The following is a 12,952-nucleotide window of genomic DNA, read 5'->3' as shown; positions in this document are numbered from 1 at the left end:
GAGCCATCGGCGGGCGGCGCAGGTCCACTGCGCCGGTGTCACGAAGGGGAATGATGAGCGAGCAACCACTCGTCGTCGACGGGGACCAGATCCTGGCCGTCGCCGCACCACTGACACCCAGCGGGTCCGGCCTGCCGCAGAACGTCCCGCTCGACTTCTCCGGCAGCTGCAGCAGCACGGTGACCGCCGCGGCGGAGAGCTTCGCGATGTACATCTCCGTGCACGTGGCCCTCGCCGGCGGAGCGATGGTCGAGGCCGGTCGCGCGGCGAGCGACATCGTGACCGCCTGGGAGCAGACCGACGCACAACTGAACCCGGGAGGAGAGGGCTGATGGCCAACTGGACTGCTGACGATCCGGGGCGGATCGACTCTGGCGCGCTCGGCACCACTGCGACGACCATTCAGACGACCGAGACGAGTCTGACCGAGGCACGCACGGTCGCGGTCACCGCTCAGGGTGGCATCTCAGACGCCATCTGGAGCGGCGACGCCGCGACCGCCTGGGTGTCCTCCCTCTCGACCCCCATCGGCAAGATCGACGCGATCACCCCGGCGATGGCCGCAGTGCGCGACGCGATCGCCACGTACACGACCACGGTCGACGACATCAAGACCCGTGCGACGAGCTACACCGAGATGATCTTCCAGGCCAACATCTCCGCCAACCAGACCTATCTCGACCCGATGGGTGGGCCGACGCCCGAGCAGCAGATGCAGCGCGACCAGGTCCACCAGGCGGCCGTCGCCGATCGGCAGAGCGCGCAGCGCCTCCTCGACGCCCTGTCGGAAGAGCGCCAGGCCGCCGACGATGCGCTCGCGTCGGCGCTGTCTTCACCGGGTGGTGACAACTGGGACCGGCAGCAGGCCGCCCTCGCGGCCATCGGCATCACCTCCGCATCCGACCTCACCCCGTCCGCCGTCGCCCGCGGCATGGCGGAGATGGCGGCCGAACTCGGGAACGGCACGTTCGAGACCGATCTCGCGGCACAGCTGCAGTCGCTGTACGCGCTCTACGGCAACGACCCGTCCGTCATGGCGCAGATGAATCTGGCGCTCGGCGGCGAGGACCTCATCTCGCTCATCAGCCGGATCGACGACGCCGGTGCGAACGGATGGATGACCCCGGCAGCGGCGCTGCTCCTTGCACAGTCCGTCCGCGGTGGTCTGTCCGTCGGATCCCAGCGTTGGACTGACGCGGTCGGCCAGAACTTCGCGCAGGAGCTCTACGACGGTTCCGCGTCCGTTCATGGCACGGAGAGCTGGACGAGCCTCGCGTTCCTGTTCGGCGACGAACAGGACAACCCGATCGGAGAGACGACGACGGTCGGTCTCGCGAACATCGCCGACGAGATGGAGCGCGGTCTGCCCGGCGCGCACGAGGGCATGTACGGACCCGCACAGGGCGTCATGGGCCCCGGCGGCTTCCTCAGCCTCGCCGAGGCGGAGCAGGCCGGCTACGACGTCAACCGCCTGGGCGACTGGACCTCGCGGGTCTTCAGCACGCTGGGTGAGTACCCCGAGGCCGCCATGGACTGGCTGACCTCGACGGAGCAGGACCCGTACCGCGACGCGCCGCTGTACCCGGACGAGCCCTACGGCTCCGACGACCTCGGGGCGAACCGCCTGGAGTACTGGTACGGGCGTCGCGATTCGAGCCTCGACGGGTTCGAGGGCGTCCTCGCCCTCTGGGAGGGCGCACAGTCCATTCCGGGCGGTCCGGCGGACGGAAACGCCTACATCCCGGAGGCCTGGGATCAGGCGTCGACGCTGAGTCATGACGTCATCGCCCGGCTCATCGGCGAGCCTCGTGCGACCGAGGATGCCGCCGGCTACGTCGCCGGCAACCCACACTTCGTCAGCGAGAACCTCAGCGAGCTGGGGAGTATCAAACTGGTCGAGGCGCTCGCCCCGCAGATGCCCGGACTCGTCGAGTACCCGATGGTGGGAGGCCAGAACCCTGATGGTGTCACCGATCCGACGACGTCGATCAACCCGTTCGGCATCGAGGGCGACCCGCGGGTGTATGCCAACCTCTCACCCGAGGCCCTCGCTCGGATCCTCGGACTGGCCGGGAGCAACGGCGGCGGTGCCGAGGCGCTGCAGGCCGTCGTCAACGATTACCAGAACACCGTGCTCGGCGCCGCGGAGCTCGGTCTCTACAACCCGGTGGACGCCGCCACCCGGGTGTCGACGTTGCAGGCCGTGCTCGACGGCAGCACTGCCGGAGTCGACCTCGGTGAAGCCACCCGACACGACGAGGCCGTCCAATCGGCCATCGGTGTCGTCGAGACCGGAGTCGGCATGTTGCCGATCCCGGGGCTCGACAAGCTCGTAGGGACGCTCGGTGACGCGATCGCCGAGAAGATCGCCAGCGAGGGTATCGGGTACATCCGTGGCCAGTTGACGGATGCCGCGACTGGTGCGGCGGGCGATGCCTGGGCGGGCTCGCACGACGATCTGCTCACACAGCTCGAAGACGGTGGCGATGCACGTTTCCGCGCGACCCAGATCGGGGTCGCCCAGACGCTCATGGAGCTCTCGCCGCCGGACGGGCTCGTCCCTCCGACGACGGACGACGCAGAGGTCTGGTGGGACTGGGTGCAGGACAACCGGGAAGCGCTCGACGACATCATCGACCCCGCCTCCGGAAGCACCCGCACCTTGGCCTCCATCGCCACCAACGCGTCGAACGCGTTCGACGCGTACCAGGCGGATGCGGAGGGTTGATGCGCGGGTGATCGGTGCGGTCACCCTTGCAACCCTGGCTCTCGGCTCACTCGCGGCCTGCACACCGATGGATGACGAGCCGGTGCCCGCTCCGACGGTCGTCTGGGCGTCTGCGGCGCCGCAGGGACCCCTCGAAGCGGACCCGTGGGTCGTGGCCGTCCGCGCCTCCCTGGAGGCGCAGGCGATCGCGATGAATCGCAACGACTTCTCGCTCTCCGAGCTCACCACCACCACCGGGTACGACCTGCGGTCCCGTCTGTACGGTGCCGCTCGCGACCGGGTGACGAACAGCGGCGGCACCGAGATCCTGCCCGGCCCGCTCCCGTTCGCTCCCGTGGAGGTGACGGGCGGACCGGACGAGGAGAACACGTCCGTTCGCGGCTGCGTCGCCGAGCGATGGGCGAGCGAGGCGGGAACCGCACCGGCTGCTCCGGGTGCGCGCGGCATCGAGTACCGGCTCGAGCGGGTGGACGGTGCCAGGATCGTCACGTCGACGGTCAACCTCCCCGAGCTCGACTGCTCGAACGTCGAGCTCGCGGTGGCACTCTTCGATCCGCTGCCGGAGCCCTCGACGGTCGACGATCCCGAACAGATCGTCCGCCCGACCCGCGATTGATCGCGAGCGGTGCCGCGTTCAGTCGCCCGCCCCGCTTCCGTCGCTAGGCTGATCGGGGTCGCGCCGAGCGACCCGCACCTCCAAGGGGATCCTGCATGCGCATCAAGCTGACGTTGACCAGGCCGTCGGGCTCGTCCGCCGACATCGTCGTGACGACGGACGCGGCGGCGAGCATCGCGGAGGTCGCGTCGACCATCGCGCGCGTCGACCCGCAGGGGCCCGACTCCGCGAACGCCGACTTCACGCTGCACGCCCGCCTGCCGGGCTCGACCGAGACCCTCCCGCTCCCGCCGGAGGCCCCGATCGGCGAGGCGTGGGTCGGTTCGGGTGCCGTCATCGAGCTCGCCGACGCGGGCGTCTACTACTCCGCGGCGCGCACCGGTCAGGCGCCGGCCGTCGCGGTGGTGCGGGTCCTCTCCGGCGATGACGCCGGCCGTGAGTTCACCCTGCCGGCCGGCAGCTGGACCATCGGTCGCGAGGCGAGCTGCGACATCGTCCTCGACGACCCGCTCGTCTCGAAGCGGCACGCGCGGCTCGAGGTCGGTGGCGAGATCGAACTCGTCGACCTCGGCGCGGCCAACGGCATCGTCGTCGACGGTGGCATCGTGCCCCGACTCAAGGTCATCGAGCCGGAGCGCGTGCTCATCGGCGACACCGAGGTCGAGATCGGGTTCGCCGGGACCGTCGGCCGTGCGGGCGTCGTCCCGAAGGCCGGGCCCGTGTACTTCAACCGGTCGCCGCGGGTCGAACAGCGCTACGCGGGGGAGACCTTCCCCGCCCCCGAGCCGCCGACCGAGCGCGAGAACCAGCCGTTCCCGCTCCTCGGCATGCTGACGCCGATGCTCCTCGGCGGCGCGATGTACTTCTTCACGAAGAACCCGCTGTCGCTCATCTTCATCGCCATGACGCCGCTCATGCTCATCGGCAACTACTTCACCGGTCGCGGGCGCAACAAGCGCAAGCTCAAGCAGCAGATCAAGATCTTCGACGAGCGGCTCGAGTCCCTCGGCAAGCAGCTCGCGGCCGAGCGGGAGATCGAGCACGACGTCCGCATGCGCGAGGCACCGTCCACTTCGGAGGCGCTCAAGCACGCGCTCACGCGTGGGCCACTGCTGTGGACCAGGCGCCCCGAGCACTGGTCCTTCCTGAACCTCCGGCTCGGCGTCGGCACGATGCCGTCGAGGAACGAGGTCTCGGCGAAGGCTCGCGACAGCTTCCTGCCGGAGTTCCAGGAACGGCTCGAGAAGCTCAAGGACCAGTACGCGACCGTCGCCGACGTCCCCATCATCGACAACCTCTACGACGCGGGCGCGCTCGGCATCGCCGGTTCACCGCAGACCGCCGGGGGAGCGGTGAACGGCATCCTCGTGCAGCTCACCGCCCTCCACTCGCCGGCCGAGGTCGTCGTCTCGGCGATCGTCTCGCCCGCATGGTCGAACGCCCTCTCCTGGGTCAAGTGGCTCCCGCACGCGTCGTCGCCGAACAGCCCGCTCGACGTCGGCCACCTCGCCGACAGCGTGTCGAGCGGCAACCTGCTCCTGGCAGCGATCGAGGAACTCGTCCAGACCCGCCTGCAGGCGGCCAGGGCCGGCGACGCCCGACGCGGAGCCATCTCCGAGAAGCAGGCCGCCCAGGAGCGCGGCGCGGAGATCGGGACCAAGAGCTCCAACGACACCGGCACGAAGTCCCCGATCCCCGCGATCGTCCTGCTCATCTCCGACGACGTCGGCGTCGACCGCGCACGCCTCGTCCAGCTCGCCGAGATCGCGGCGGACGCGGGCGTCTTCCCGATCTGGATCGCCGACGACGTCGTCTCGCTGCCGGCCGCCTGCCGCACCTTCCTGCAGGTCCCGGAGGCCGGCGCCGGCGTCGACGCACCGGCGACGGTCGGCATGGTCCGCCTCGGCTACTCCGTCGACGACGCCCGCCCGGAGTTCGTCGACCCCGTGACGGCCCTCGACTACGCCAGGCGCATGGCGTCCGTGATCGACGCCGGTGCCCTCGTCGAGGACTCGAGCGACCTCCCGCGGTCGGTGTCGATGGTGACGCTGCTCGGGCCGGAGCTCACGACCTCGAGCGACGCCGTGGTCGACCGCTGGCGGCAGAACTCGTCCATCCACGACCGCACGCCCGGGCTCCCGCCGAAGCCCCGCCGGGCCGGCCAGCTGCGCGCGACCGTCGGATCGGGCGGTGTCGACGCCATGCACCTCGACCTCCGATCCCAGGGCCCGCACGCCCTCGTCGGCGGGACGACGGGTGCCGGTAAGAGCGAGTTCCTGCAGGCCTGGGTGCTCGGGATGGCGGCCGAGTACAGCCCCGACCGCGTCTCGTTCCTCTTCGTCGACTACAAGGGCGGTTCGGCCTTCGCGGATTGCGTGACGCTCCCGCACTGCGTCGGACTCGTCACCGACCTCAGCCCGCACCTCGTCCGCCGGGCGCTCACGAGCCTCCGGGCCGAGCTGCACTTCCGTGAGCACCTGCTCAACCGGAAGAAGGCCAAGGACCTCCTCGAGCTCGAGAAGCGCGGCGACCCGGACTCGCCGCCCGCCCTCGTCCTCGTCATCGACGAGTTCGCGGCGCTCGTCGGCGAGGTCCCGGAGTTCGTCGACGGCGTCGTCGACATCGCCCAGCGCGGTCGCTCCCTCGGGATCCACCTCATCATGGCGACCCAGCGGCCCGCCGGTGTCATCAAGGACAACCTGCGCGCCAACACCAACCTCCGTGTCGCACTGCGCATGGCCGACGAGTCCGACAGCCAGGACGTGGTCGGCGTCAAGGACGCGGCGCACTTCGACCCGGGCGTGCCTGGGCGTGGCATCGCGAAGACCGGCCCCGGCCGCCTGAGCATCTTCCAGTCGGGCTACGCGGGCGGTTGGACGAGCGACGAGCCCAAGCGCTCCGACATCGAGGTCCGTGAGCTCCGGTTCGGCGGCGAGACGCGTTGGGAGGAGCCCCGCGCGGCCGACGCCGAGGAGGAGCGCGACCTCGGCCCCACCGACCAGCAGCGGCTCGTCGCGAGCATCATCGCCGCAGCCGACCGTGCGTCCATCCCGGCGCCGCGACGACCCTGGCTCGACGAGCTGGCACCCGTCTACGATCTCAGCAAGCTCCGTCAGCGGTCCGACGCCGAACTCCTCATCGGTGTCGCCGACCTCCCGGACTCGCAGGAGCAGCGTCCGGTCTACTTCCGGCCGGACGTCGACGGCCACATCGCCGTGTTCGGCACCGGTGGCTCGGGCAAGAGCACCGTCCTGCGGACCCTCGCGACGGCGGCCGGCATCACGCCGCGTGGCGGTCCGGTCGAGGTGTACGGCCTCGACTTCGGCGCGGGCAGCCTCCGCATGCTCGAGGCCTTGCCGCACGTCGGATCGATCATCCCCGGCGACGACCAGGAGCGCGTCATCCGACTGCTCCGCCGGATCAAGGAGATCGTCGACGAGCGCAGCGTCCGGTACGCCGAGGCGAACGCGTCCTCCATCACCGACTACCGCCGCGTCTCGGGTCGCAACGACGAGCGCCGCATCCTCCTGCTCGTCGACGGCTTCCAGTCCTTCCGGCAGGAGTACGAGACGACGCTCGGCCTGTCCTCCTGGTACACGCTGTTCCAGCAGCTCATCACCGACGGCCGCCAGCTCGGCGTGAACATCGCGTTCTCGGCCGACCGCCCGGGCTCCGTCCCGACGAACATCAGCTCCGGTGTGCAGCGACGCGTGGTGCTGCGCCTCGCGGACGAGACCGGCTACCAGCTCCTCGGGGTGCCGAAGGACATCCTCGGCCCCGAGTCGCCCGCCGGCCGGGCGATCGTCGACGGCCTCGAGGTCCAGGTCGCGATCCTCGGCGGTTCGCCGGTGCTGTCGGACCAGTCGGTCGCGACGGTCCGGCTCGCGGAGGCCATGTCCCGCGCGGGAGCCACGATCACGGCCCCGCCGATCGGCGCACTGCCGAAGGAGATCGAGGCGCGCGAGCTGCCCGAGCGCGTCGGCGACCGCCCCGTACTCGGCATCGGCGACGCCGACCTCGCACCGATCGGCTTCGACCCGACCGGCGCGTTCCTCGTCGGCGGCCCTCCCGGCAGCGGTCGGACGAACGCCGTCGCATCCCTGGTCGGCGCCATGCGACGCTTCGATCCGGCGACGCGCTTCGTCTACTTCGGCTCCAAGCGCTCGGAACTGCTGCGGGAGCTTCGCTTCGACGAGTCGGCCGTCACCCCGGAGACGATCGCCGAGCAGGCGAAGGCGCTGTCCGCGGCGATCGCGGCCGAGACGGTGACCGGCCGGACGGTCGTCGTCATCGAGACGCTGTCGGACTACCTCAACGGCATCGCCGACCCACCGCTGGTGGAGCTCATCAAGGCCATCAAGCGCAGCGACCATCTCGTGATCGCCGAGAACGAGGTGTCGGGATGGTCGTCGTCCTGGCCGCTCATGGGTGAGATCAAGAGCGCCAGGCGGGGCATCCTGCTGCAGCCGGAGCAGATGGAGGGCGATCTCGTCCTCCGGACGACCTTTCCCCGGCTCGCACGCAAGGACTTCCCGCAGGGGCGCGGAATGTACGCGAACCGCGGTGCGCTGTCGCGCGTGCAGCTGCCGATCGCGCCCGAGTTCCCCGTCGCCTGAGCGGCGTCGTCCCCGGATGGGGACTGCATGGGGAGTGCTCCCCATGTGCTCCCGCGAGGCGTTGTGGTTACATGATGAAGGCACCGACGGTGCCGGTGACCACAACGAAGGAGCAAGACTCATGGCCAACATCAACGTCAACTACAGCGAGATCAAGCAGGCCGCCGTCAACCTGACGACGGGTAAGGGCGAGGTCGAGACCACGCTCAACCGCCTCCAGACCCTCATCAACAACCTCGTGTCCTCCGGGTTCCAGACCGACACCGCGTCCGGCACCTTCAACGAGACCTACACGGCCTTCACGCAGAGCGCGACGGTCACGATCCAGCACCTCGACAAGCTGTCGGGCTACCTCAACAACGCTGTGACCACGCTCGAGCAGACCGACGCAGCGCTCGCTGCCGGCGCCGGCCAGTAGTCACCACCGTCGGCTTCGCTCTGCGCGCCCTCCCGACCACGTGTCGGTGAGGGCGCGCGGTTTTTCCGGCGAAGGCGACCCACGGCGACAGCGAGGCAGCATCACCCGACGAGGAGCGAGCAGTGTACGGCGACACCCAACAGATCCGCCTCCGCGCGACGGAGCTCCGAACCCTCGCGACCGAGGTCCGTGGCCGTGCCGGAGACCTCCGCTCGGCGGCCGAGCTCGCGTGGACCTCCACCGCGGCGGAGACCTTCATCGAGCAGCTCGGCACCCGGGCGGTCTCGCTCGAGAACTCGGCGACGCAGCTCGACGACGCCGCTGACAAACTCGACGCGCACGCGACCGCCGTCGAACACGTGAAGCAGCTCATCGAGGACGCCGCGCGCTGGGTGGGCGACCGCTGGAACGACGCGGTGAACCTCGTCTCCGGTGCGGTCGAGACCGTGAAGGACGGTGCCGCGAAGGTGTTCGAGTTCTTCGGCCAGGAGGTTCCGGACTTCCTCGTGCACCAGGCCAAGGACATCGTCGCCTCCACGCCATCGCTGCCGACCCCCGGTGACCGCAGCTGGTTGGACCTTGCAGACCTCTACCGCAGCCGAGGATGGACCCCCTGATGCCCATGACCCGTACCCGCCCGGCTCCGGCCGCGGCGGCCTTCCTGCTGACCGCCGACGAACTCCACGTCCTGGAGCACCGCACCCCGCACATCGTGCTGCCACCCGCCTTCCACAGCGAATGGGGTTCGGAGGTGTCGTCCGCCGACGTCCGTGAGCGCGAGCAGCGAGCCGTCGCGCGGCTCCGGGAGCGGCGACTCCTCGCCCGCGGCGACGACAGCCTCCCGGACGACCTCACCGCCGACGTCGATCCCGATTTCGCCGCCTTCCTGTCGATGCCGCAGTTCGCGACGGCGGCCGTCGACGCCTCCTGCTGGACCCTCGACCGGACGGCGATCCAGTCCGTCTCCGTGATCGGCGCGCACGCCCTGGCGCTGTTGCGGACGCAGCGGGTCGACCACTCGGACGCGTCCGTCGTCGAGCACGGCACGGCCGCGCGCGACGAGGACGCCGTCGAGATCCGCGCCTTCGACACCGCCGGGCTGGCCCAGCAACTCCTGCGGCCCCTCTCCGCGCTCCACGACGTCCCGGATGTGCGGGGTCGTTCGACCGACGTGGTCGTCCTCCCGCTCGCGGACGCCGAGGCGCTCGTCCTCGCGCTCCGCCAGGACCGACCGGACGTCGTCGGCGCGGTCGTCGAACAGCTCCACAGCCCGGAGGCCGCTGTGCTCCTCGGCGGTGTCGCGCGGCGGATCGACGGCGGCTTCCGGCTCGATGCGCTCTCCCGGAGCGGGGAGCCCATGAGACGGTGGACGGACACCTGGCTCCGCGGTGCCGACGGCTGGGTCGCCGTGTCGGTCGACACGCCGGACGTCGAAGCGGCGGGTATGGACCCGACCACCGTCGCCGAGGGGACCCGGGTCTCGATCCGGGCCGTCCGTCGCGCGGACATCGTCGCCGAGGTGTTGGCGATCGCCGCGACCATCCAGGGAGCACGCGCATGAGCGGGATCACGGTCTCCGGCGGTACTGGAGGCGTCGGCGCGAAGCTCGACGACATGCGGCTGCAGGCACGACAGCTGTCCACGCTGTCGACCGAGCTGATCGGGCGCTCGGGAACCGCGGCCGCGAAGGCGGTCGACGGCGACCTCCTCGAGTCGATCATCCTGTCACCGGTCACCGGGGCGGCCGCGGAAGGCGCCATCGTCCTCGCCTCCGGTTCCCTCCTCCTCGTGGCGACCGAGACCGGCGTCTCCGCCGTCTTCCTCGAGGGCGCCGTCGTCGCCTACGAGACCGCCGACCAGCTGATCGCCGCAGCGACGGTCGCCCTCCACAACGGTGTCGCCTTCGTCGTCGGCGTCCTGGCGGTGCCGGTCGGCGTCGTCGTCGCGGCGGGCGCCGCAGTGGTCGGCGGGGCGTGGATGCTCGGCGTCGCCGGTGGCAACGTGGTCCTGGAGGGCGTGGAGTCGCTGGTCGACGGCGCGCAGCAGACCATGGACCAGATCGGCGACAACCCCTGGCTGCTGCTCTCGCCGGCCGGTGTAGCCGGACTCTTCGCGACCAACTCGATCTCGGCGTACTCACCGCAGGACGTGATCGACCGTACGGCCAAGACCTACTCGGAGGCGCTCGAGAACCTCCAGGAACTGGCGGCGCTCGGGAACACCGTGCTCGGCGAGAACGCCTGGCTCGTCGACGTCCTCACGGACGGGGCACCCGGCCTGCTGACCGGTCTCGCGTTCGTCGGCAACGTGATCCCCGGGTTCAACGGGCTGATGACCGCGTTCACCGGGCAGGTCTGGCCACCGCTCACCTACGAGCAGGCGGTGGCGGCGATCGCGGGCGGCGGGAACCGGTTCGGGCTCTTCGAGGACGGCTCCGCCAGCCTGTCGGTCGGACACGATGGAAGCCCCCGGGGGATCCCGGTCCTGCACGGAGACGTCCGCGGCATCGGTGACCTCATGGGAGGGTCCAGCGCCATCGACAGCATCGGCGGCGAGGAGTTCAGCGACATCAGGATCGTCGAGACGGCCGGCCCACCCAAGTCGTTCATCGTCCAGATCCCGAGCACGATGGTCTGGAACCCCGACGCCGGGTCGGCTGCGAACGACTCGACATCCGACGTCGTCGCGATGCAAGGTGAGCAGACCGCGCTGGCGGCGGCGGTCCTCGATGCGATGCGCGCCCAGGGCATCTCGCCGACCGATCCGGTCATGCTCGAGGGCTTCAGTCTCGGGGGCATCACGGCCGGCCTGATCGCTTCCGACCCGTCTGTGCCGTTCAACATCACCCATGTCGTCACAGCGGGTTCGCCCATCGCGCGCTACGACATCCCCGACGACGTCGAGGTGCTGTCGCTCGAGTTCGAGGAGGACCCGGTCGCGCGCCTGGACGGCCGTGAGAACCCGGACAGCGCCAACTGGACGTCTGTCCAGGGTGACGCCCCGCGGCTCGTCGATCCGGAGAGCGGCGAACTGGAACCGCACGAGCCGGGCATCGCGTCGTCGCACAGCTCGCGCCGGTACGAGCAGTTCGCCGACGAGGTCAGCCGCGCCGGTGATCCGAGTGTCGACGCGTTCCTCGATTCTGCGGGAGGATTCTTCAGCGGCGAACAGACCGTTGTGGACTATCACGGAAGGCGGAACTGATGCATCGGATCCTCAGTGTCGTGGTCGTCTCCGTCGTGCTGACCGGCCTGCTCGCCGGTTGTGCGCTGCTGCCCGGCGCCCGGCGGCCCGCGTCGACCGGGGCGCCCGGGCCTTCGTCCGAACAGGCGCGATCGACCGATGAGGCGATCGCGGCCATCGAGGAGGTGACCGGTGTGGCGGCGCGGATCTCGCCGGCCAACGACGGTTCCACGCGCTATCTCGCGGTCAACCTCGAGTTGGATGAGACCTACGATGCCGGTGTCGTCCCCGAGCGGCGTGCGAACCGCGACGCGGCGCTGCTCGACTTCGTCCTCGCCCAGGTCTGGTCGCAGACCGAGGACGCCCCGGAGCGCTTCGTGACGCTCAGGGTCACCGGTGCCGGTCGCGACACGGCGTGGGTGACGGACACCCTGACGACGCTCGGCGTCGCGACGATCCCCTACGGCGGCGACGTCGTCTCCTTGCGTGGTGTCGATCTCGACGACCGATACGGCACCTGGCCCGGCGAAGTCCCAGCGCTTCCGGACGACCTGGCAGGAGAGGGATGACGACGATCGAGACCGCGCGGTCCACGCACACCCTGCGCAGCGAGGGGCGGACCGACACCGGGCTGGTCCGACGCCTGAACGAGGACGCGTTCTACGCCGGCGCGCCCGCCTTCGTCGTCGCGGACGGCATGGGCGGGCACGAACGCGGCGAGGTCGCGAGCCGTGAGGTCGCGGCGGCGCTCGAACGTGGCATCCCGATCGGCATCCCGACGACGACCGAGGCGGTCGTGACCACGATCGTCGCCGCCAACGCGGTCATCCGCGGCATCCCCACGCCGAACGGGGTCATCGGCACGACCGTCGCGGGCCTCGCGCTCGTGGCGCTGTCGCCGCAGACCGACCTCCATTGGATGGTGTTCAACGTGGGGGACTCCCGGGTGTACACCTGGGCCGACGGCGCACTCCGTCGGATCACCGTCGACCACTCGGCCGTGCAGGAACTCGTCGACGCCGGCTCCATCACGGAGGCGGAGGCGCGCGAACACCCCGATCGCAACATCGTGACGAAGGCGATCGGCGTCGAGGCCGGCATCGACCCGGACGTCTGGCTCCTTCCCGTCGTCGGGCGGCAGCGGTTCCTGCTCTGCTCCGACGGGCTCACCGGCGAGCTGTCCGACGAGCGGATCGCCGAGGTCCTGTCGCAGGGCTTCGAGGGAGCGGCAGACCGCCTCGTGGAGCTCGCGCTGGCCGCCGGTGGGCGGGACAACGTGACCGCACTGGTCGTCGACGTCGTGTCGACCTCGCTGATGTCCAGCGGCCCCGGCTACGATGACGCGGGTGGTCTCGGGTATCTTGAAGAGACGATGCCGCGAGGCTAGAGGA

9 protein-coding genes and 1 pseudogene are annotated in these 12,952 nt (G+C 70.3%); all 10 read left to right on the top strand.

Annotated features, from left to right (window positions below; all coding sequences use genetic code 11):
- Positions 1–53 precede the first annotated feature (53 nt).
- The 10 genes and pseudogenes from RWN05_RS11920 (at position 54) to RWN05_RS11875 (ending at position 12,948) form a co-directional block, all read left to right on the top strand.
- The gene (locus tag RWN05_RS11920; RefSeq protein ID WP_139205334.1) at positions 54–332 is read left to right on the top strand and encodes a hypothetical protein; all 279 of its coding nucleotides are present in this window, start codon (positions 54–56) and stop codon (positions 330–332) included.
- On the top strand, positions 332–2,728 hold the full coding sequence (locus tag RWN05_RS11915) for a hypothetical protein (RefSeq protein WP_079001685.1): 2,397 nt from the start codon (positions 332–334) through the stop codon (positions 2,726–2,728). Before RWN05_RS11920 ends, RWN05_RS11915 begins: the two co-directional genes overlap by 1 nt.
- A gap of 82 nt (positions 2,729–2,810) precedes the next feature.
- Positions 2,811–3,344, top strand: a complete 534-nt coding sequence (locus RWN05_RS11910; RefSeq protein WP_314139676.1) for a hypothetical protein — start codon at positions 2,811–2,813, stop codon at positions 3,342–3,344.
- A gap of 95 nt (positions 3,345–3,439) precedes the next feature.
- Positions 3,440–7,960, top strand: a complete 4,521-nt coding sequence (locus tag RWN05_RS11905; RefSeq protein ID WP_064296721.1) for an FtsK/SpoIIIE domain-containing protein — start codon at positions 3,440–3,442, stop codon at positions 7,958–7,960.
- A gap of 121 nt (positions 7,961–8,081) precedes the next feature.
- On the top strand, positions 8,082–8,378 hold the full coding sequence (locus RWN05_RS11900; protein ID WP_056008215.1) for a WXG100 family type VII secretion target: 297 nt from the start codon (positions 8,082–8,084) through the stop codon (positions 8,376–8,378).
- Between the two features lie 119 nt (positions 8,379–8,497).
- A pseudogene (locus RWN05_RS11895) lies at positions 8,498–8,995 on the top strand (hypothetical protein); the annotation flags it as partial.
- Positions 8,995–9,939, top strand: coding sequence for a hypothetical protein (locus tag RWN05_RS11890; protein WP_064296719.1), 945 nt, complete (start codon positions 8,995–8,997; stop codon positions 9,937–9,939). The pseudogene RWN05_RS11895 and the gene RWN05_RS11890, both read left to right, overlap by 1 nt.
- Positions 9,936–11,582, top strand: a complete 1,647-nt coding sequence (locus tag RWN05_RS11885) for a hypothetical protein (protein WP_064296718.1) — start codon at positions 9,936–9,938, stop codon at positions 11,580–11,582. Before RWN05_RS11890 ends, RWN05_RS11885 begins: the two co-directional genes overlap by 4 nt.
- Positions 11,582–12,130 (top strand): hypothetical protein, encoded by a 549-nt coding sequence (locus tag RWN05_RS11880; protein WP_064296717.1) that lies wholly within the window; start codon positions 11,582–11,584, stop codon positions 12,128–12,130. The genes RWN05_RS11885 and RWN05_RS11880 overlap by 1 nt, the downstream gene beginning before the upstream one ends.
- Complete coding sequence (locus tag RWN05_RS11875; RefSeq protein ID WP_064296716.1) at positions 12,127–12,948, top strand: PP2C family serine/threonine-protein phosphatase; 822 nt, start codon at positions 12,127–12,129, stop codon at positions 12,946–12,948. The genes RWN05_RS11880 and RWN05_RS11875 overlap by 4 nt, the downstream gene beginning before the upstream one ends.
- Positions 12,949–12,952 lie beyond the last annotated feature (4 nt).

The organism is uncultured Plantibacter sp., assembly GCF_963518075.1.
GTDB classification, from domain to species: domain Bacteria; phylum Actinomycetota; class Actinomycetes; order Actinomycetales; family Microbacteriaceae; genus Plantibacter; species Plantibacter flavus_A.
This window is presented reverse-complemented; position numbering and strand designations above follow the sequence as displayed.

Coding starts and splice junctions, on each gene's coding strand:
- RWN05_RS11900 (WP_056008215.1), top strand. CDS start 8,082: ATGGCCAACATCAACGTCAACTACAGCGAGATCAAGCAGGCCGCCGTC.
- RWN05_RS11880 (WP_064296717.1), top strand. CDS start 11,582: ATGCATCGGATCCTCAGTGTCGTGGTCGTCTCCGTCGTGCTGACCGGC.
- RWN05_RS11915 (WP_079001685.1), top strand. CDS start 332: ATGGCCAACTGGACTGCTGACGATCCGGGGCGGATCGACTCTGGCGCG.
- RWN05_RS11920 (WP_139205334.1), top strand. CDS start 54: ATGAGCGAGCAACCACTCGTCGTCGACGGGGACCAGATCCTGGCCGTC.
- RWN05_RS11885 (WP_064296718.1), top strand. CDS start 9,936: ATGAGCGGGATCACGGTCTCCGGCGGTACTGGAGGCGTCGGCGCGAAG.
- RWN05_RS11890 (WP_064296719.1), top strand. CDS start 8,995: ATGCCCATGACCCGTACCCGCCCGGCTCCGGCCGCGGCGGCCTTCCTG.
- RWN05_RS11875 (WP_064296716.1), top strand. CDS start 12,127: ATGACGACGATCGAGACCGCGCGGTCCACGCACACCCTGCGCAGCGAG.
- RWN05_RS11905 (WP_064296721.1), top strand. CDS start 3,440: ATGCGCATCAAGCTGACGTTGACCAGGCCGTCGGGCTCGTCCGCCGAC.